This is a genomic window from Priestia sp. FSL H7-0729 (genome assembly GCF_038005685.1).
Lineage (GTDB): Bacteria > Bacillota > Bacilli > Paenibacillales > Paenibacillaceae > Paenibacillus.
The window spans coordinates 1-19,670 of the sequence record NZ_JBBOTQ010000002.1 but is presented as its reverse complement, the minus strand read 5'-3'; the positions used below and the strand labels follow the sequence as shown (position 1 = coordinate 19,670).

Genomic DNA, 19,670 nt, shown 5'->3' with positions numbered 1-19,670 from the left:
GATATATATGGGCAATATTCTTTATTTTCTAAGTATCAATTCAATTCTATAATGACAATATTATAACATTTCAGAAGGAGTTGCTGTTATGCGAAAGAAACTAATACATACCCCTCCGGCGAATGGATACCCGGAATGGAACAACAATCCCGAAACTTTTCAAGTAGGCCGTCTACCCGCACATGCGTCTATGGTAGCGTTTCCATCCGTGGAAGAAGCATTGTCCAATGAATCCAGTGCATCACCGTGGTACGAATCGTTGAATGGTTTGTGGAAGTTTGCCTTTGCGGAGACACCGGAGCAACGGATTTCATCCTTTTATGAGAACAACTATGATGCCAGTGACTGGGACGAGATCGCCGTTCCTTCCAACTGGCAGCTACAAGGTTACGATTATCCCCAATATACGAATATGACGTATCCGTGGGTCGAGCGTGAGCCTGAACTGAAGCCACCCTTTGCACCAACAACCTATAATCCGGTGGGTTCGTACATCCGTACGTTTACGGTTCCTGCTGACTGGAAAGACCGGCCTGTGCTACTGCACTTTGAGGGCGTTGAATCTGCCTTTTATGTATGGGTCAACGGGGAACTCGTCGGTTATAGCGAGGACACGTTCACACCCGCTGAATTTGATATCACTCCGTATCTAACGGAAGGTGAGAACAAACTGGCTGTAGAGGTATATCGCTGGTGTGATGCGAGCTGGCTGGAGAATCAGGATTTCTGGCGGTTAAGCGGCATATTCCGTGGTGTATACCTGCATTCACCTTCACCGGTTCAGATCGCCGATTTCTTTGTTCGTACTGAACTGGATGATGCGTATCAGGATGCGGAGCTACGGCTGGATTTGAAATTATTTAATCATCATGCCGCGCAGACCACTGCCGGATTGTCCGTTCACGCACAGCTCTATGATGCACAGCAACAGACTGTATTGAAGCCACTTACTGCGGCCGTTACGTTCCAGGGCGAGGATGAACTTTCATTTAAGTTGTCAGCAGAGGTTATAAAGCCGCTTCTATGGAGCGCCGAGTCCCCTCATCTATATACACTTGTGCTGTCCATTCAGAACGAATCAGGCGAAACGCTGGAGGCTGTTCGCAGCCGCATTGGATTCCGCAAGTTTGAACTGAAAGACGGCCTGATGCAAATCAATGGTAAACGCATTGTATTCAAAGGTGTGAATCGTCATGAGTTTTCCCCGGATACTGGTCGAGCCATTGGGCGGGAAGACATGATCCGTGACATCGAGCTGATGAAGTCCTATAACGTTAACGCCGTGCGCACATCCCATTATCCGAATCAGTCACTCTGGTACGAACTGTGTGATGAATATGGTCTGTATGTCATTGACGAAACGAATTTGGAGACTCACGGCACGTGGTACTATGGGCAAAAGGAAATGAACGAGAACAACATTCCTGCGAGCAAGCCGGAATGGCGTAATAACGTAATCGATCGCTGTAACTCGATGTTCCAGCGGGACAAAAACCATGCGTCCGTGATTATCTGGTCTCTCGGTAATGAGTCCTTCGGGGGCGATAACTTCATCGCCATGTACGATTATCTGAAACAAGTCGATCCAACCCGTCTCGTTCATTATGAAGGGACCTTCCATTATCGCCCTTCTGATTCAGCAAGCGACATTGAATCAACGATGTATATCAGTCCTGAAAATGTGGAGAATTATGCTCGCATGCAAGGACCGAAGAAACCTTATATTATCTGCGAATACAGCCATGCCATGGGTAACTCCTGCGGTGGTCTGCATCTGTATTGGGATTTGTTCGATAAATATGATGTGTTGCAGGGTGCATTCATCTGGGACTGGGTCGATCAGTCCATTCGTACCACTACGGCAGACGGTGTCGAATATTTCGCTTATGGCGGTGATTTCGGTGAATCCCCTCATGATGGAAATTTCTGCGGAAACGGACTCATTCTGGCCGATAAGACGGTTACGCCGAAGCTCGAAGAAGTGAAGAAGTGTTATCAGAACGTTCGTATGGAAGCTATTGATGTCAAAGGCGGCCTGCTGCGTATAAGAAACCAGTTCCTCTTCACGGATCTAAGCGAGTACTCGCTCGTATGGACAGTAACACACGATGGCGTATCCGTAGAAAACGGTTCGTTGGACATCACGGTACCTCCAGGGGAATCAACTGAAGTCCGCATCCCTTACACGCCTTCATCCGATCTGTTCAAGGAAGCCGTGTTGACTGTGTCTCTGGTCACCAAAGCAGCAACCAAATGGGCAGGTGTCGGTCACGAAATTGCCTGGGATCAGTTCGTGGTATCTCCACGACTGCGTCCAATCCAACCGGCACACCAAGGACAAGGCAATTCGCCACAGATACAGGAGCTGCATGTTCAGAGTCAGCAAGATGAATTGAAAGTGGCTGCAGGTCAAGTCACGTTTAGTTTCAACCCGGCTACTGGCGCGTTGACTTCTTATCAGATCAACAATCAGGAACAGTTGCTGGCACCGGTCCGACCGAATTTCTGGAGAGCCATGACAGACAACGATATGGGGAACAAGCTGAATATGCGTTCTGCCTTCTGGAGAGATGCTTACGCTACCAGCAGATTAATTCGCTTTGAGCATCATGCAGACGAGCAAGGCATTCTCGTGACGAGCGATTATACATGGGATCAACATCCGGGATGTACGCTGTCCATCACATACCGAATTGATTCGGATGGTGTATTGGAAATCAGTCAAACGCTTATTCCAGGCGAGGGTCTACCTGATCTTCCGGAATTCGGTATGCTACTGCAACTGAGTAACAGCCTGGATACAATCTCTTGGTACGGCAGAGGCCCGCATGACAATTATTCAGACCGTCTAACCAGTGCACGTCTTGGCTATTACACAGGTGCGGTTCAAGCTCAATTCGTTCCATATCTGAAACCACAGGAGTGTGGTAACAAAACGGATGTACGCTTCGCTGAAATAACGTCAGCCGATGGTCAAAGTGGCCTGCATATAGAAGCCTCCATCCCATTTGAAATCAATGCGTTGCCGTGGACAGCTGAGGAATTGGAAGCAAACGATCATGTGTACAAATTACCTCAGAGCACACAGACTGTGGCGCGTATCAATTACAAACAAATGGGTGTCGGCGGAGATGACAGCTGGGGCGCACGTACCCACGCTGAATATACCTTGCCAGCCAACCGCGCGTATCAATTCACCTTTACCGTAAGACCTGTATAACATCAAGCAAGCACTGCTGGCAGTATGCCGGTAGTGCTTTTTTGATGATCGGTGAGTAGTATGAGTTTGAAGTTTTTCAACGGAACATTATAATGAATGAGGTGCAAAAAAGATTTTTACCAGCTATTACTCTAATACGAGGTGAGACTTTGCAATATCTTTTTACAATAATCTTTATTCTTGGCTTACTTTCTTTCTTGGGATTTCTTGTTCTGATGATCTTATCTATTCGCAAAGGTAATAGGTTGCCGTTCAAATACATTTTGCTAACGACGGCCTGTTTTGCGATTGCTTCAATTGGGTTGTATGGCATGCTGACTTTATCTTCGAATTCTGCTCAGTCTGGAGAAGATCAGCCCCCTTCATCTCAGATCGAACTTCCTGGCCTCCATATGACTACCGACGAATTCCAAAACAAGTTTAATGGCGCCGTGGGCAAATACCGACTAAATGGGTTGAGTATTACTCGCTTGAATATGAAAGACTCTTCCGATCAGGGAACTGGCACTTTCGAATATGTCTTTAATGATGATTTGCGTTTGGTTGGTGCACTTAATGCAGATCGAAGCATTCAGGAAATCAGTTTATACGCAACTGGTGATCCGAGCCAACCCACAGGCGGAATTCTGTTGACCGCTATTGCCACACTCATTCTCACAACCAATAGTGAGTACACGTATAACGATGCACAAGATATTATCCAGGATATCGGTCTATTGGATCGCGATGTGAATCAGCTTGATTTTGATGGGGCGACAGTTCGAAATGGATTGCAATATCGCTTCAGCGTACAGGATCATGAACAATCTACTTTTGAAATCTCTGTTGCGAAGTGAGATGCACTGGAGTAAAAAGGCCGCTCCATGAAGGAACGGCCTATCGGGTGATATGTACTATGTAACACCTCCACCATGCGAGAGTTACTCAAATGTTACAATCTCGCTTTGATTGTTCCAACTCATTTTAAAGGTAATCGGATCTTTCGTTTTCTCCGCCTCAGTCACCGTTCCCGACGTACTGAACGGCACCCCTTGTTCTTCAAGTGCTTTCCCCTGTTGTTTTATGTTGTTACCGGTAAGGTCAAACACAAAATCCTTTATACGCTTTTCATCACCGATGTAGGTGATACTATAGATTCCTGTTGATCTCTGAAGAGACACATCCCAGTTATCGCTCTTTCCGTGTAACCTATCATCCGCACCACAAGCTGACAAAATACATAAAAGTAATATCATACAAAGAATCATTGGTAGTTTAAATAATTTCATAAAATCCCTCCTTTTAGGAATATACCCAAATATGTGAGATCTGATATGCGCTAATCATCCCTACCAGCCGCCCTTAGCATGTTGTATCTACCTTTGAATCACATGACTAACGATCTTCTGAGCATCGTACTTGACCCATCCCAACAACGCAGAACCTCGTGATGTTTGCCAAGGTAGTCCAACATAGTACAGTCCAGCAACCGGTGATACGCCTCTCTCGTGTATAATTTCACCTTTGGAATCAAAAGCAGTATGGATATCGATCCAATTATCATTTCGCTTAAATCCAGTCGCCCAGATCACATTGTCTATTGTTGTCTCACTACCATCCTCATATAGGATGCGGTCATCTATTGCATTAATGGCACGTGGATGCATATTTACTTTTCCCTGGATCATCAATTCTTTTAACTCATAGCCATATACGCATTCCGGCTGATTCCGCAACCATTTTCCAACCATACGATCTGCACTTGCACGTAATATTCCGAGCTTTTCAAAATACCAAAATATACTTCGTTTCATAATATGCAATGGCCTAAAGGTAATATTTCGAGCTATGGATATGTATACCGTTTGTTGTTCATCTGATGTTAACTCTACAGCGATTTGGGCACCTGAATTCCCTCCGCCTACCACTACTGTTCTTCCAGGCAGCAATTGAGAGATATTTTGATATTCGGATGAATGAAGCTGAATTACACTCTCGGATAATGAATTTGCAAAATGAGGAACATTCTTGCTCTGGAAAGGCCCCGTGGCAACGATAATATTGCGTGCTTCAATTATTCCATCATTGGTTTCAGCATAGTACACTTCATCTTGCTTCGAGAGACGGGAGATTAAACAGTTTAACTTTATGGGGAGATGCATTTGTTCGGTGTAGCTTTCAAAATAATCTGCAATTTCATCTTTGCTTGGCAGGTCATTTTCGTTTCCACTAAGCGGCATTCCCGGTAACCCATCATACATTCGTGGGGTAAAAAGACGCAATGAATCGTACCGTTTACGCCAAGATTCCCCAACAGATGAGGCAGCATCAACGATTAAAAAAGTTAGCCCCGATCTCTGAAGGTAGTAACCTGCTGCCAACCCAGCTTGCCCAGCTCCGATAACCAATACATCGTACATATGTATCATCTCCATTAACGTTTTATGTATTAACATATGAGCACTTATTCATATATTAATATTACTTAACATCTGTCTGTTTAGCAAGTGAAGAAATCATCACTACTTTTTTCAAGAAATCAACATTAAAAAGACTCCCTCGCGGGAGTCTTTACTCATTTCAGTGCAAGTTGCTTGTAATGTATCTTTAATATGTGCTCGAGTTTGATACGTTCGTTTATTATTATCTGGTGTATCTATCGATATCATCGATCGCAGATTGATGCTCTCTTCTATGATGGTCTTCATGCTGACGAACATCATTATTTAACTTTGCTAAGAATCCCCAGCCCATAAAGGCAAGCAACAGCACCGTAATCAGTGCATATGCAAAGCTATATAGATTCATAAAGAAGTTGATAAAAATTGCAGCGAGCATCAAGCCCAGAATCAACAATGTCCACTTTGTACCCTTTCTCAAATCGTTTCCTCCCTAATTAGCGTTTGTTTCCAGAGAAACATCCAATATGCCAGACATCCCTTGTGCAGAAGAGGTATTCACATAATACCCACCCGTCGACAGCGCTTTGTCACTATAGTATATATGCTCTTTTCCATCTGCCGGAATACTGCCAGACATTATCTTTGCTCCAATAGTCGATCCTTCATTAATGGTGAAGGTAAAATGTTTCGAACCCTTGTTTTTAAAACTCACTTTCACCAATGCAGATCCTGCCGGAATATCAAACCGATGCGTATTTGCAGTACCTGCGAAATCCTCATTATTGATTACTGTTAATGGAGCACTTATAGATTCATTCGCTTTTACGAATCGCCCTTCAGAATCGGAAGAAAAATTATAGATTAAGATGATAACCGCAACAGAAACAAGAACTGCTATTATCATTTTTCTAATATGCTTCATGATATATGACCTCCACATTTCAGCACCAACCTTCATCATACAACTGTAAATGTCCTCTATGCAATAGGAACCATATATAAGGTAAATGCTAGTGGCTTAAATTATGAAAATACTCAATAAAACAATGACCACTCCTTAATATCTATTAAGGAGTGGTCATTGTTTTATTTATCAATTGTATCAGTGACTTCTTCACCAATTCTCGTCACATCATAACGAGAATTGATGAAGCCAGGCACACGATGCTTTAAAGGTTTTTACACCTTTATTACATCATGCCGCCCATTCCACCCATACCGCCCATGTCAGGCATTCCGCCGCCAGCACCTGCAGGTTCCGGTTTGTCAGCGATAACTGCTTCAGTAGTCAGGAACATTGCCGCTACGGAAGCAGCGTTTTGCAATGCATAACGTGTTACTTTCGCAGGGTCAACGATACCCGCTTCGATCATGTTAACCCACTCGCCAGTCGCAGCGTTGAAGCCTACGCCAGTTTGTTCTTTTTTCAGACGTTCCACGATTACGGAACCTTCTTCGCCAGCGTTAGCTGCGATTGTACGGATTGGTGCTTCCAAAGCGCGCAGGACGATGTTTACGCCTGTTTGCTCATCACCGGACAGGGCTACGCCTGCAACCGCGTTGTATACGTTCATGAGCGCTGTACCACCACCGGATACGATACCTTCTTCAACCGCAGCGCGAGTTGCGTTCAGGGCATCTTCGATGCGAAGTTTGCGTTCTTTCAATTCTGTTTCAGTTGCCGCACCGACTTTGATTACTGCTACACCGCCGGACAATTTAGCCAGACGCTCTTGCAGTTTCTCTTTGTCGAACTCGGAAGTTGTTTCTTCCAGTTGTGTACGGATTTGGCTAACACGTGCATCGATATCGGATTTGTTACCAGCACCGTCAACGATGATTGTGTTTTCTTTCGTTACACGGATTTGACGAGCTGTACCTAGTTGTTCCACAACAGCGGATTTCAGGTCCAGACCCAGTTCTTCCGTGATCAATTGGCCACCAGTGAGGGCAGCGATATCTTGCAGCATTGCTTTACGACGGTCACCGAATCCTGGAGCTTTAACAGCTACAGCATTGAATGTACCACGCAATTTGTTCACAACCAGCATAGCCAGCGCTTCGCCTTCGATATCTTCAGCGATCAATACCAGCGGTTTGCCTTGTTGAACGATTTTCTCAAGCAATGGCAAGATGTCTTGCGTGCTGGAGATTTTTTTGTCTGTGATCAAGATGTACGGATTGTCCAAAACAGCTTCCATTTTGTCCGTGTCTGTGATCATGTATGGAGAGATGTATCCACGGTCGAATTGCATACCTTCAACCACTTCAAGCTCCGTAGCGAATCCGCGGGATTCTTCTACAGTGATAACGCCGTCTTTACCTACTTTTTCCATAGCTTCAGCGATCAGTTCGCCTACTTCTTCGTCAGCTGCAGAGATTGCTGCAACTTGTGCGATGGATTGTTTGGTTTCAACCGGTTTGGAGATGGATTGCAGTTCAGCAACCGCAGCTTTAACCGCTTTGTCGATCCCTTTACGGATACCGATTGGGCTAGCGCCTGCAGTTACGTTTTTCAGACCTTCTGTGATCAGCGCTTGCGCGAGTACAGTTGCTGTTGTAGTACCGTCACCGGCAACATCGTTGGTTTTAGTAGCTACTTCTTTAACCAGTTGTGCACCCATGTTCTCGAATGCATCTTCCAGTTCGATTTCTTTAGCAATCGTTACACCATCGTTAGTGATGAGCGGGCTTCCGAATTTTTTCTCCAGAACCACGTTACGGCCTTTAGGACCGAGTGTTACTTTTACTGCATTAGCCAATGCATCCACACCACGAAGCATGGAGCGACGAGCGTCTTCACTGAATTTAATGTCTTTAGCCATGTTAAGAAAACCTCCCTAGTTTTTGTTGGAAAATGGTATTGCTATATGATTCGGTTATCCGATTAAATTTGAATTAGTCGAGAATCGCGTGAATATCGCTTTCTTTCATAATCAAATATTCTTTACCTTCGAACTTGATTTCTGTACCGGCATATTTGGAGAAAATAACGCGATCTCCTTCTTTCACTTCCAGAGCCACACGTACGCCGTCTTTCAATGCTCCAGCACCAACTGCAATGATTCTACCCTCTTGCGGTTTTTCTTTGGCGGAGTCCGGGAGTACGATCCCGAAAGAAGTTGTTTGCTCTTGCTCCAGTGGTTCTACCAATACGCGTTCACCTAAAGGTCTGATCATGAAAAATAGCCTCCTTTTGAAATTATATAACGTTACATTGTAGGTTGTAGCCATATGTATTAGCACTCGACAGTGTTCAGTGCTAACAACCAACTTTATGATACTCAACTTGAAGCATGATTTCAAGTCCTTTTGACGAATTCCTGCGAGAATTTACGTTGAATTTACACAAACATAGCCAAAGTACACCCGCTGTGACTGGTCTCATGCGGCAATTCGCTATTCTTATTCTACGAAATTCTTGAGCCCTTCTGCAACGTTAGCAGACAGTCCCTTTCCCATTCTATCCATTGTTGAACATAATATGCCTGCTTGTCCTGCCTAGCAGTGGAACAATCTACAACAATAGCCCGGAAAAGAACAGACCGTCTTCTCCGGGCACATTACAGTTACAGATCATCCTCATTCACACGCATACCAGTCATGCACCAGCCATGAATGAGCTATCCTATGTTCCATTTTGATAACAGCTTATGTTCTAACCTGCATGTTTCTTATCCTCGGCACGAACGTAACGGGATTCGATCTCTTGATCGGCCGCAAGCTGCTTGCGATATACGATTGCGGATAGAAGCACACTGATCTCATATAACAGGAGTAACGGAATCATCACCAGAAGATCGGATATGAAATCTGGAGGTGTAATGACCACTGCAATGAAGATCAAGACAAAATAAGAGACTCTGCGCATTTTGCGAAGACGAATGGGATTCAGTATCCGCAGTCCTGTCAGAAACATAATAAGTAAAGGAAGTTCAAATAATAAGGACACAGGCAACACAATGCCAAACAGGAAGCTGAAATACTGTTTCATCCCGTAGGTCTCCACAAGCCCCATCTTCTCCGTAATCGCTGTCGTGAAGGCGAGTGCCATCGGAAAAATAACATAATACGAGAAAGCCATTCCTATAAGAAATAACAGAAATACATAAGGCACATACTTCAGCGTAGCTTTTCGCTCGCGCGGTTTAAGCCCCGGACTAACAAACTTCCAGATCTGATACACCGTAAACGGCAGCGTAATGATAAGTGAAAATAAACCGGCAATCTTCATGTAGATGCCAATCCCGTCCCAGAACGAGAAGGCATGCAACACAAAACCTTTGGCCGACTCTGACTTGGTCAGATATTGGTACACCGGGTCCGCTACAAAAAATCCTGCAATCAGTCCCAGCACAAAAATACTTAATACATAGATCAGCCGCTTCCGCAGCTCACTCAGATGTTCCGTAATCGACATTTCTTCCATTTGCTGCGTCATGCCTGCCCCCCATTATTGCCAGCTTAAAATACAAAACCCTTCCGGCAGGAAGGGATTTCTCTTTCATTGCCGTCAAGATTATTCCGGCAGGCGTTTATCAGCAGGCTTGTCTGCAGGTGTGCTCTCAGCCGCCAGCGGTTTCGCTTTCTCCTGCTCTTTGCGATTGGATGAGTCATCCTCAGAGATAATCTCGCGAGCGCCCTCTTTGAATTCACGGAAGGTACGCCCAACTGCACGTCCCAGTTCCGGAAGTTTGTTGGGTCCAAACAACAGCAATGCAATCACGGCCAGCAAAATAAAACCCGTTGGTCCAATGGAACTAAACATTGATATTCCTCCTCGTCTCAAGCTTCAAAGATGCGCATATTCGGCCATATGTTCATAGATGTCTCTGCTTCGTTCTTAATTTAAGCCCATCATACCACAGATGTAACCACTTACATAACCCGCAATATTCACAAATAAGAGATATCACCTTACTAACCAACCATGGTTTATGTCTAATTGGATATCATGCCCGAGAGTCCGTACTCGCTTATTGCTTGAACTGACCCGTAACCATTAGCAACGCTTCCGGAAGCTGATCCATAATGGCAGCCAGATGTTCGTGCACACCCTTCGGTGTACCAGGCAGATTGACAATCAGCGTACGTCCACGAATACCACATACACCACGGAACAGCATGGCAGAACGGTTTTTGCTCATCACACTGTACCGCATGGCCTCAGCCATCCCCGGGACTTCCCGTTCGATTACGCGCCGGGTCGCTTCCGGAGTAATATCACGAATGGCCAGCTCCGTGCCACCGGTCGTCAGCACCAGATCGGCGTGAAAATAATCCGTCATCTCAATCAAAGCTGCAATAATCTCATCGGGTTCATCCGGAACGATGCGGTACTCCACGATTTGACCACCCAGCTCTTCTTCCACCAGCTCCCGAATGACTTGTGCACTCGTATCCTCACGTTCACCGCGGGCTCCTTTGTCACTGGCTGTCAGGATTGCTGTTCTCCACACCATAAAGATCACCCTTCTCCTCTATGAAAATAAATATTGCCTATCGGCTGTAATCACCGTTTTTGCCACCACTCTTGAAATTCAGCATAGTTGGACCGATAATCATATCTTTTTGCATGGCCTTGCACATGTCATAGACCGTCAGTGCTGCAGCCGAGGCAGCCGTTAGTGCCTCCATCTCAACACCCGTTTTTCCTTCGGTTTTGACAGTAACTTCAATGTGTAATTCATCCACTCCGTTATCATGAAAACGAATATCCACACCCGTCAGTGCCAGCGGATGGCACATCGGAATCCAGTCCGACGTTTTCTTCGCGCCTTGAATCCCGGCAATCTGAGCCACAGCCAGAACATCACCTTTGCCGATTCGGCCCTCCCGAATCGCTTCCAGTGTATCTGGATTCATCGTCACCTTGGTTACGGCCACAGCCGTACGTACGGTAATTTCCTTACCCGAAATATCAACCATCCGGGCCCGCCCCTGTTCATTAAAATGGGTCAGTTTTCCACCGGAAGCCTGGCCGTTGTTCACTTCTGAACTCAATCACATCACAACCCTTTATTCGATATGTAATATACCTTCGGTTGTTATCAACAGATCCATCCGCAGATCGAGCAGGTCCATCGGGATCTCCTCTTGTAGCTGACCCGGCAATACCATCGCAGCCATCAACGGTTTCTTGCCCGTCGTTGCACATGTTGCTGCAAGCTTCTCGGCAAAACGATCATAATAACCTCCGCCATATCCAATGCGCCCTCCATGTAGATCGTAGCCAAGCCCTGGTACCAATACGAGATCGATATCCGGCCAATCTTCAGGTGACAGCACTTCACAGGAATCCCTGGGTTCCGGTATCCCCCATATGCCTGGCTCCAGATCCCGTTCTCCGGTCACTTGCCGTAGCTCCATTCGAGGAGGATTCGCCAACACTTTCGGTGCAAACATCAGATCTCCATGATTCCAACCCTCTTGAAACAGAAAAGCTGTGGACGCTTCGCTTCCATAGGACAAATAACTGAATATGACGAGTGGTTTGTTCACGACCTTATTCTTGTCCTGTCTAAGACGCTCCAGCTCCCGCCTCACTCCATCGTTAATCTTAGCCATCGCCTGCTGACGTATGCTCACATCCATCAGATCGCGGCTCTGTCTCAGTCTGGATCGAAGCTGGCTTTTCAGTTCCGCATGATCCTGCATATCCTTGAATAACCTCCTGTTGATAGGGAAGGTAAAAAAAGCTCTCATTTTTAAAAACAAATGTATATGTTATGACCAGTTGTCATCTTGTTGAAATGGTTAAAATGATTCATTTTCTGCAAAATCCTCATGTAATAACATGCCTTCTTTCAGTTTATCATTGATTGATCAAAAAGACTACATGCCCCATGCGTTCCCAATCGGTGCAATTGCTCTGTATTTCATGTAAACTGGGATATAGTTGTCATATCAAGAACTGGACCTATGGAGGAACTTAATTTTATGCTGCTGCAAGTATCCGGAATTATCAAACGTTTTGGTGTCGATCCAATCCTGGACGGCGTGAACTTACAAATATTAGAACGCGAGCGCATCGGCCTCGTTGGTGTAAACGGTGCAGGAAAATCCACTTTGCTCAAAATTGTAGCGGGTGAAATGTCTTATGACGGAGGACAGATCTTCAAATCCAAAGAAACGACGCTCGGCTATCTGGCTCAGAACAGTGGATTGCAATCCGACCGCAACATTTGGGAAGAAATGATGAACGTATTCGCTCATCTGACACAGGCTGAAGCTGATCTGCGTCAGATGGAACGTGATATTGCCGACCCTGCCCAGATGGAAGACGAGAAAAAGTACGCGGACCTGCTGGAACGTTATGCGAAACGCTCCGACTGGTTCAAGGACCATGGCGGTTATGAGATGGAAACCCGCATTCGCAGTGTACTGCACGGGATGGGATTCGGCGAATTTTCGCCAGACACCCCCATTGCTACGCTGAGCGGCGGGCAGAAGACACGCCTTGCGCTTGCTCGCATTTTGCTTCAGGCACCCGATCTGCTCATGCTGGACGAGCCTACCAACTATCTCGATATCGCCACCCTTACATGGTTGGAAGATTATCTGAGAGGATATTCAGGCGCTCTGCTCGTGGTATCCCATGACCGGTACTTCCTCGATCGGCTCGTAACGACCATCGTGGAGATCGAACGGCATCGCTCCAAAAAATATACGGGCAATTATAGCCGTTATATGGAACTCAAAGCTGCCGAATATGAGACGCAAATGAAGCAATATGAGAAACAACAAGGCGAAATTTCCAAGATGGAAGATTTCGTTCAGAAAAATATTGTACGTGCGTCCACGACTAAACGGGCTCAAAGCCGCCGCAAGGCCCTCGACAAAATGGAGCGTCTGGATAAACCGATGGGAGATTTGAAAAAAGCTCATTTTTCCTTCGAAACAGCCGTTATGTCTGGCAAGGAAGTGCTTCGTGTGGATCAACTGTCTGTTGCTTATGACGAGGCTTCGCCATTGTTCCGCAATGTATCCTTCGATCTGCGGCGCGGGGAGACCGTTGCCCTGATTGGGCCAAACGGTATTGGTAAATCCACCATGCTGAAGTGTCTCACCGGAAGTTTACGTCCGGTAACCGGGGATATCCAATGGGGAACGAAAGTACAGATTGGCTATTATGATCAGGAACAGACAGGCCTCAATCCGTCCAACACGGTTCTGGAAGAACTGTGGAGTGCCTATCCCGGGATGGAAGAAGCACGAATTCGGACTGTACTGGGGAACTTTTTGTTCAGCGGCGACGATGTGCTCAAGAAAATCTCCTCCCTCAGCGGCGGTGAGAAAGCACGTGTCTCTCTCTCCAAGCTGATGTTGAAGGAAGCCAACATGCTCATTCTGGATGAGCCTACCAACCATCTCGACCTGTTCGCCAAAGAAGTTCTGGAAGCCGCGTTAATGGATTATGAGGGCACCCTGCTGTTCATCTCCCATGACCGGTATTTCCTCAACAAAATGGCGGAAAGGATTGTTGAGCTTCATCCAGGTGGAACGGAACACTATCTTGGAAACTATGATGATTATGTCGAGAAGAAGCAGGAGCTTGAGGACATCGCACGCGAAGCTGCTGAGGCACGTCAGGCTTCATCCAAGAACTCGTCCAAATCCGATCCGAGCACAGCCACAACCGAGAAATCCGGAGCGGCTTCGTTCGAAGCGGAAAAACAAGCAAAGCGTGAAGAGCGGAACCGGCAACGCAAGCAGGAAGCACTGGAACAACAGATTGCGGAACTGGAAACGAAGATTACAGAGCTTGAGGAGCAGATGGCTCTACCTGAGATCTATCAGGATTATATGAAGTTGCAAGAACTCCAGCAACAGTCGGAGGAACACAAGACACAACTCACCAAAGCGTACGAAGAATGGGAAGAACTAGCCATGGAATAGTACGGGCTAAGCCATGATTGAGTCTGTCCTGAGAAGCATAGCCATACAACCAGCTGATTCCTTTTTGGGATCAGCTTTTTTTGTTGAGATTGAATGAATACATTAAAGCTATGCTCCTTATATTCATTAAGAAATGGACGCTCATACAGGTTGTATCAAGTAACTCGTTTTGGAATTTGTCAAATTTAGTCGAATGACGTAAAATATTTTTATAGATTTCTCCTCCACAATTATCCACAGCAAAGCAAGATAGCAAGCATATTAATACACTTAATTATACAGCGGTAGAATAGCCTTTTACACACAAAAACCATATTTATCCACTGAGTTATCCACTTTATCCACAGCTTTGTGGATAGTAAGGAGTCATTCTATCCCCTAAAGCCTTTTCGTTTCGAAAACTATACTGGTTTGACTTTGCGGTAGTTACCCACAAATTATACTGGATATGTGGATAACTATAGTCACACCTTGACAAATGCATTCGTCCACTCTTCAACGTTCCTCCATAATAAGACAAAAGCAGACCTTTGTCGTTCAAGGCCTGCCCGTTGTTTATTTCCTATATGCCATGCATATTTACATCAAATCGCAATTGCTACTATTGCCGCTGTAGATGCGATCTGGCAAAGATGTTTTACGCATGTGCTTCTTGTTCATGATGTTCGGAAGACTCTGCTTTCAGCCCAGCAGCATTGCATGCCGCTACATAAGCCAAACCGGCAGCCATGACAATATCATTATGTGTTGCCGTTCCCCGGAACTCACGTCCTGCACGCTCCACGGTAACTACAGCCTCCGCACTCGCTCCCTCTCCACCGCTCAAGGCGTGCATCTCCATATCGACAAAAGCAATATCATCCGAAATGCTCTGACCAATCGCACGAATGGTTGCATCCACGGGCCCCCCGCCAACGGCAGAATAGGACTGTTCTCCAGCGCTTGTGCGAATACGAACGGCAGCCATTCGATCGGTCATGCTACCCGCCGTCACTTGCAATTCAACGAGCTCATAATCCTGCGCAGGAATGTTCATGGTCTGGCTAACCATCTGCAATAACTGGTCGTCACTGACCACTTTTTGCTGGTCTGCGGTTTCTTTGAATACCTCATACAATTGCTCCATCTGTTGCTCATCCGGCTCAAAACCGTATTTGCGAACCCGATCCTTCAGGGCGTGACGACCGGAGTGCTTGCCCAGAATAATCATGCTGCGCGGGATACCCAGCGCTTCCGGGTCCATAATCTCATAGGTATTCCGATTCTTCAGCAGACCATCCTGGTGAATGCCGGATTCATGCTGGAATGCATTACGTCCCACCACTGGCTTGTTGTACGCAATCGGGAAGTGCATCGCACGGCTAATCTGACGCGAAGTCTCATACAGCTGGTTGAGTTTAATGTTGGTCGTTGCACCAATAACATCTCCCCGAGTCTCCAGCGCCATGATCAGCTCTTCCAATGCACAGTTTCCCGTCCGCTCTCCGATACCATTGATGGTCACCTCAATCTGGGAAGCCCCATTGGCAATCGCTGCCAAGCTATTAGCTACGGCCAGACCCAGATCATTATGACAGTGCGCACTATAGCGAACCTGATCCCCGCCTCTTGCACCCTCACGTACCCGGCGGAACATCTCGCCATACTCATGTGGCAGAGCGTAGCCCACGGTATCCGGCAGATTGATAATACTCGCTCCAGCTTCAATAGCGACTTCAACCATTTCAATCAGATCGTCCATCTTGGTACGAGCCGCATCCATCGCAGTGAACTCTACGATGTCCGTGAACTGACGCGCATAAGATACCATCTCACGAGCGGTAGCCACCACTTCACTACGCGGACGGCGGAGCTGATGCTCTATATGAATATCCGAGGAAGAGATAAACAGGTGAATTCGGCGCCGTGCTGCATCCGCTGTTGCTTGAACGGCTGCATCAATATCACCCTTGACCGCACGCGCGAATCCGCAGATTTCCACGTTCTGCAACTGTCTCGAAATCGCCTGAACCGCCGCGAACTCACCTGGACTGGAGATCGGGAATCCAGGCTCAATGACGTCGATCCCCAGAGAAGCCAATTGGTGTGCCAGTTCAATCTTTTGCTCGGGCTGCAGACTCGCTCCCGGTGCCTGCTCTCCATCGCGCAGCGTTGTATCAAAAATCTCAATCATGCGTTTGTTATTAGTCGTTGTCATATTCATCAACCTCCATCAAATTTTATAATCCTTTTTGTTACGATCCACGAGCACAGAATACCCGCTGACCGCCATCAATGTTGTTATATATTTTGTTTGTAAACGAGTATGTTGTTTGTAGCTTAGTCCTTGGAAATGAGCAAAGCCTGTGTTGCATGTTTAGTGCCTATACTTGATGTTTCATGTTCATTTAATTGATGTTCCATATTCATTGCTCGTTCGTTGCATATCCTGCTTACTTATGACAGGGTGTACGTCGACTTACCCCCTGTCTTTCTCACTTTTCAATCTCCATATGGTTCATTCCCATGCCCACCCTGCTGCCGGCAGCAAACACAAATAACCCGCCATCTCATATAAGAGACGGCGGGTTATTATCCCCTCCGCGGTACCACTCTCGCTTGATGGGCCAGGCTTGCGCCGGACTCCATCCACCTCGTCGTCTCCGATATCCGCTGAATGTGTGTGTACGCACATTCAGCACTGGAATTCGGAGAAACACCCTATAACGCGGGTTAACCGTTGCTGTGTAACACATGTCGTTGTCCATTAGGACAACTGGGCGATTGATATCATCCCCACGCTTCCACAACTCCGTTCCCGGGCGAGATTCGAATGACTCAAGCCACTGCGTCGCACCACCCCGCAGCTCTCTGAGCGCTTTATCATTCTACTGCTCCCGTTCATCACATTTATCATATGACCTAACTTCAATCATCCTTATTTTAAAAATCAAAAAAGCCTGCCACCTCATGCAATAATGCAAGAGACGACAGGCTGTTCACCTTCGCGGTACCACTCTTGTTGACTTCCTTCCTGTTCATTCAAGATAACCCCTGGATGCTTACGTACATCCGGATCACTTGAAGCAGCATGAAAGCCCCCTCAGTATTGTCGGCCAATCCTTGTAATAACGGTCCATCCGACAACGGCCCATTCACGGAGGCAACCCGTAACCATGTACTTTGGGCCATAATCGGCCATCGGATTCTCCCGGGGAGTCACCGTGTTCCATCGTTCCGCTTCCAGGTGAGTTTCAGGTTTCCTTCGACTGCGTTGCACCATACCGCAGCTCTCTAAGACCGGGAATGACCTTACTGTTCCTGTTCATCGCGTTTATCCATTCAGGAAGTTAAATTCCTGTTTAAATTTGTAACTAATATACATTCTTCACATCCAGGCTGTCAACTCTTAATCTCAAAATGCTTGCCTATAAAGACTGAACGGACCATTCCTCCAGGGAAAGCCCCGGATCTGCCTTGGCATCAAATTCCGAGATTTCTCCCCGCTGCCATTTCAGATACGCAGCTGCTCCAATCATGGCCGCATTATCCGTACAGTATTCCATTGGAGGGATTAACAACTCAAGCCCTTCCTTCGCGCAACGCTCCTGTAGTGCTGAACGCAATCCCCGGTTGGCGGCAACACCACCACACAACAGCAATTGTTTTGAACCATACTCACGAACGGCTCTTACAGCTTTCTCCACCAGGACTTCTACGACAGCTTCCTGGAAACCACGTGCAACTGCAGATGGCTCCAAGGTTTCTCCGCGCATTTTTGCCTGATTGAGCGCATTCAGTACAGCAGACTTCAGACCACTGAGACTGAAATCATACGAACCTGCTTCCAGCCACACCCGTGGTAGCGGCACCACGTTCTCCGCTTCAGACGCCATCCGGTCCACATGCGGACCTCCCGGATAAGGACAACCCAATGCACGTGCTACTTTGTCATACGCTTCGCCTACGGCATCATCTCGCGTACGACCAATCAACTTGAACTTGCCCTCGGATTCCATATGCACAAGTTCTGTATGTCCACCCGATACGACCAGTGCCATCGCCGGGTACTGCAGTTCATGAGTAAGTCGGTTGGCGTAGATATGTCCGGCAATATGATGTGTGCCAATGAGCGGTTTGCCCAGTGCCATTGCCAGCGTTTTGGCCGCAACGATTCCTACCAGCAATGCCCCAACAAGTCCCGGGCCTTGTGTCACAGCAATCGCACTCAGATCGCGCGGACGAATGCCGGACTGCTCAATTGCCTGTTCCAGCATCAACGTAATGACTTCAACGTGTTTGCGTGAAGCCACTTCAGGGACCACACCACCAAATGCCTTATGCGTCTCGATCTGACTTGAGATCAGATTGGACAGCACTTCCCGTCCGTCCTTGACTACAGCTACCGATGTTTCATCACAGCTTGTCTCCACCGCCAAAATGTAGGATGGTGCAGAATTTAATTTTTCATTGAGTTCGTTCATGAATCCAGTACGCTTCCTTCCTCTTCGCCGCTCCGGCCTGCAGACGGCAAGTTCGCCCACATAATCATCGCATCTTCCCCATTATCGGAGTAATACCCTTTACGAAGACCCGCCGATTCAAACCCTTTTTTCTGATATAAACGCTGAGCTATGCTGTTCGAGACTCTGACCTCCAGCGTCATTCGTTCCATCCCGAGATAAGCCGCTGTACTCATTAATTCATCCAGTAACTTTTCGCCAAGCTTGCGTCCACGATACGCGCCTCTGACTGCAATATTGGTAATATGGGCTTCATCCATAATCGTCCACATTCCGGCATAACCGATGGCTTTGCCTTCCAATTCCATCACCATATATTTAGCAAAATGATTGTGTGTCAATTCATTTTGAAATGCTTCTTCCGTCCAGGGCAGGGTAAAGGCCTCATGTTCAATCTCCATCACATCGGGAATATCCGCGAGGGTCATGAACCTGAACTGAAGCGATGCTTCCTGCTTGTTATTCGCCAAATCGTCCATCTGCTTTCCCCTCCCCCTTTAGCCTTTGCGCAGCAGATTGGCTTCCGCTTCAGACAACTGGGTATAGTTTGGCACCAGCGCATGCACGTCATCACGCTGACCTGCAAGCAGCGCGGCGGCGCCAAGGCGCCCAACCCAGCGGCCTTCCAGCTCATAAGGCACGAGCTGGAGCGCCGTTCCTGCGGGGCAG

The 19,670-nt window shown here is 46.8% G+C and carries 17 protein-coding genes and 1 pseudogene; 3 read left to right on the top strand and 15 right to left on the bottom strand.

What is annotated here, in order from left to right; genetic code table 11:
* Positions 1 to 88: 88 nt before the first annotated feature.
* Positions 89 to 3,220: a beta-galactosidase, LacZ type gene (gene lacZ / locus MHH93_RS06355; RefSeq protein WP_500053360.1), complete on the top strand. Its 3,132-nt coding sequence runs from the start codon at positions 89 to 91 to the stop codon at positions 3,218 to 3,220.
* Positions 3,221 to 3,435: 215 nt separating this feature from the next.
* The gene (locus tag MHH93_RS06350) at positions 3,436 to 4,056 is read left to right on the top strand and encodes a hypothetical protein (RefSeq protein WP_500053359.1); all 621 of its coding nucleotides are present in this window, start codon (positions 3,436 to 3,438) and stop codon (positions 4,054 to 4,056) included.
* 84 nt (positions 4,057 to 4,140) lie between these two features.
* Here MHH93_RS06350 and MHH93_RS06345 read toward each other — a convergent pair whose 3' ends face one another.
* The 11 genes from MHH93_RS06345 to MHH93_RS06295 form a co-directional block, all read right to left on the bottom strand.
* Complete coding sequence (locus MHH93_RS06345; RefSeq protein WP_500053358.1) at positions 4,141 to 4,488, bottom strand: hypothetical protein; 348 nt, start codon at positions 4,486 to 4,488, stop codon at positions 4,141 to 4,143.
* Positions 4,489 to 4,575: 87 nt separating this feature from the next.
* Complete coding sequence (locus MHH93_RS06340) at positions 4,576 to 5,619, bottom strand: flavin-containing monooxygenase (protein ID WP_500053357.1); 1,044 nt, start codon at positions 5,617 to 5,619, stop codon at positions 4,576 to 4,578.
* A 223-nt stretch (positions 5,620 to 5,842) separates the two neighbouring features.
* Positions 5,843 to 6,079 (bottom strand): hypothetical protein, encoded by a 237-nt coding sequence (locus tag MHH93_RS06335; RefSeq protein WP_500053356.1) that lies wholly within the window; start codon positions 6,077 to 6,079, stop codon positions 5,843 to 5,845.
* 12 nt (positions 6,080 to 6,091) lie between these two features.
* Positions 6,092 to 6,523, bottom strand: coding sequence for a hypothetical protein (locus MHH93_RS06330; RefSeq protein WP_500053355.1), 432 nt, complete (start codon positions 6,521 to 6,523; stop codon positions 6,092 to 6,094).
* A gap of 268 nt (positions 6,524 to 6,791) precedes the next feature.
* A complete protein-coding gene (groL, locus tag MHH93_RS06325; protein ID WP_094939589.1) occupies positions 6,792 to 8,426 on the bottom strand; it encodes a chaperonin GroEL in 1,635 nt (544 codons plus the stop codon).
* A gap of 73 nt (positions 8,427 to 8,499) precedes the next feature.
* Positions 8,500 to 8,781, bottom strand: coding sequence for a co-chaperone GroES (groES, locus tag MHH93_RS06320; RefSeq protein ID WP_153977313.1), 282 nt, complete (start codon positions 8,779 to 8,781; stop codon positions 8,500 to 8,502).
* A 478-nt stretch (positions 8,782 to 9,259) separates the two neighbouring features.
* Positions 9,260 to 10,042, bottom strand: coding sequence for a twin-arginine translocase subunit TatC (tatC, locus tag MHH93_RS06315; RefSeq protein ID WP_500053354.1), 783 nt, complete (start codon positions 10,040 to 10,042; stop codon positions 9,260 to 9,262).
* Positions 10,043 to 10,120: 78 nt separating this feature from the next.
* Positions 10,121 to 10,369: a twin-arginine translocase TatA/TatE family subunit gene (gene tatA, locus MHH93_RS06310; protein WP_036668966.1), complete on the bottom strand. Its 249-nt coding sequence runs from the start codon at positions 10,367 to 10,369 to the stop codon at positions 10,121 to 10,123.
* Between the two features lie 208 nt (positions 10,370 to 10,577).
* Positions 10,578 to 11,063, bottom strand: a complete 486-nt coding sequence (locus tag MHH93_RS06305; protein ID WP_017690080.1) for a MogA/MoaB family molybdenum cofactor biosynthesis protein — start codon at positions 11,061 to 11,063, stop codon at positions 10,578 to 10,580.
* A gap of 37 nt (positions 11,064 to 11,100) precedes the next feature.
* The gene (gene moaC, locus MHH93_RS06300; RefSeq protein ID WP_500053353.1) at positions 11,101 to 11,604 is read right to left on the bottom strand and encodes a cyclic pyranopterin monophosphate synthase MoaC; all 504 of its coding nucleotides are present in this window, start codon (positions 11,602 to 11,604) and stop codon (positions 11,101 to 11,103) included.
* Between the two features lie 15 nt (positions 11,605 to 11,619).
* Positions 11,620 to 12,258, bottom strand: a complete 639-nt coding sequence (locus tag MHH93_RS06295; RefSeq protein WP_500053352.1) for a 5-formyltetrahydrofolate cyclo-ligase — start codon at positions 12,256 to 12,258, stop codon at positions 11,620 to 11,622.
* Positions 12,259 to 12,540: 282 nt separating this feature from the next.
* On the opposite strand from MHH93_RS06295, the gene MHH93_RS06290 reads away from it, so the two are divergent.
* On the top strand, positions 12,541 to 14,499 hold the full coding sequence (locus MHH93_RS06290; RefSeq protein WP_500053351.1) for an ABC-F family ATP-binding cassette domain-containing protein: 1,959 nt from the start codon (positions 12,541 to 12,543) through the stop codon (positions 14,497 to 14,499).
* 637 nt (positions 14,500 to 15,136) lie between these two features.
* Here MHH93_RS06290 and MHH93_RS06285 read toward each other — a convergent pair.
* The 4 genes and pseudogenes from MHH93_RS06285 to MHH93_RS06270 all read right to left on the bottom strand — a co-directional run.
* The gene (locus MHH93_RS06285; RefSeq protein WP_500053350.1) at positions 15,137 to 16,696 is read right to left on the bottom strand and encodes a 2-isopropylmalate synthase; all 1,560 of its coding nucleotides are present in this window, start codon (positions 16,694 to 16,696) and stop codon (positions 15,137 to 15,139) included.
* Positions 16,697 to 17,906: 1,210 nt separating this feature from the next.
* Positions 17,907 to 18,962 (bottom strand): tRNA (adenosine(37)-N6)-threonylcarbamoyltransferase complex transferase subunit TsaD, encoded by a 1,056-nt coding sequence (gene tsaD / locus MHH93_RS06280; RefSeq protein WP_500053349.1) that lies wholly within the window; start codon positions 18,960 to 18,962, stop codon positions 17,907 to 17,909.
* The gene (gene rimI / locus MHH93_RS06275; RefSeq protein WP_500053348.1) at positions 18,959 to 19,480 is read right to left on the bottom strand and encodes a ribosomal protein S18-alanine N-acetyltransferase; all 522 of its coding nucleotides are present in this window, start codon (positions 19,478 to 19,480) and stop codon (positions 18,959 to 18,961) included. Before rimI ends, tsaD begins: the two co-directional genes overlap by 4 nt.
* 18 nt (positions 19,481 to 19,498) lie before the next feature.
* Positions 19,499 to 19,670 (bottom strand): annotated as a pseudogene (locus MHH93_RS06270) (tRNA (adenosine(37)-N6)-threonylcarbamoyltransferase complex dimerization subunit type 1 TsaB); the annotation flags it as partial.

Bases quoted from the DNA above. Each gene is read 5' to 3' on its own strand.
- rimI (WP_500053348.1), bottom strand. From the start codon at position 19,480: ATGGACGATTTGGCGAATAACAAGCAGGAAGCATCGCTTCAGTTCAGG.
- MHH93_RS06290 (WP_500053351.1), top strand. From the start codon at position 12,541: ATGCTGCTGCAAGTATCCGGAATTATCAAACGTTTTGGTGTCGATCCA.
- groL (WP_094939589.1), bottom strand. From the start codon at position 8,426: ATGGCTAAAGACATTAAATTCAGTGAAGACGCTCGTCGCTCCATGCTT.
- MHH93_RS06350 (WP_500053359.1), top strand. From the start codon at position 3,436: ATGATCTTATCTATTCGCAAAGGTAATAGGTTGCCGTTCAAATACATT.
- MHH93_RS06285 (WP_500053350.1), bottom strand. From the start codon at position 16,696: ATGACAACGACTAATAACAAACGCATGATTGAGATTTTTGATACAACG.
- MHH93_RS06330 (WP_500053355.1), bottom strand. From the start codon at position 6,523: ATGAAGCATATTAGAAAAATGATAATAGCAGTTCTTGTTTCTGTTGCG.
- MHH93_RS06340 (WP_500053357.1), bottom strand. From the start codon at position 5,619: ATGTACGATGTATTGGTTATCGGAGCTGGGCAAGCTGGGTTGGCAGCA.
- groES (WP_153977313.1), bottom strand. From the start codon at position 8,781: ATGATCAGACCTTTAGGTGAACGCGTATTGGTAGAACCACTGGAGCAA.
- tatA (WP_036668966.1), bottom strand. From the start codon at position 10,369: ATGTTTAGTTCCATTGGACCAACGGGTTTTATTTTGCTGGCCGTGATT.
- MHH93_RS06295 (WP_500053352.1), bottom strand. From the start codon at position 12,258: ATGCAGGATCATGCGGAACTGAAAAGCCAGCTTCGATCCAGACTGAGA.
- MHH93_RS06305 (WP_017690080.1), bottom strand. From the start codon at position 11,063: ATGGTGTGGAGAACAGCAATCCTGACAGCCAGTGACAAAGGAGCCCGC.
- MHH93_RS06345 (WP_500053358.1), bottom strand. From the start codon at position 4,488: ATGAAATTATTTAAACTACCAATGATTCTTTGTATGATATTACTTTTA.
- lacZ (WP_500053360.1), top strand. From the start codon at position 89: ATGCGAAAGAAACTAATACATACCCCTCCGGCGAATGGATACCCGGAA.
- tsaD (WP_500053349.1), bottom strand. From the start codon at position 18,962: ATGAACGAACTCAATGAAAAATTAAATTCTGCACCATCCTACATTTTG.
- tatC (WP_500053354.1), bottom strand. From the start codon at position 10,042: ATGACGCAGCAAATGGAAGAAATGTCGATTACGGAACATCTGAGTGAG.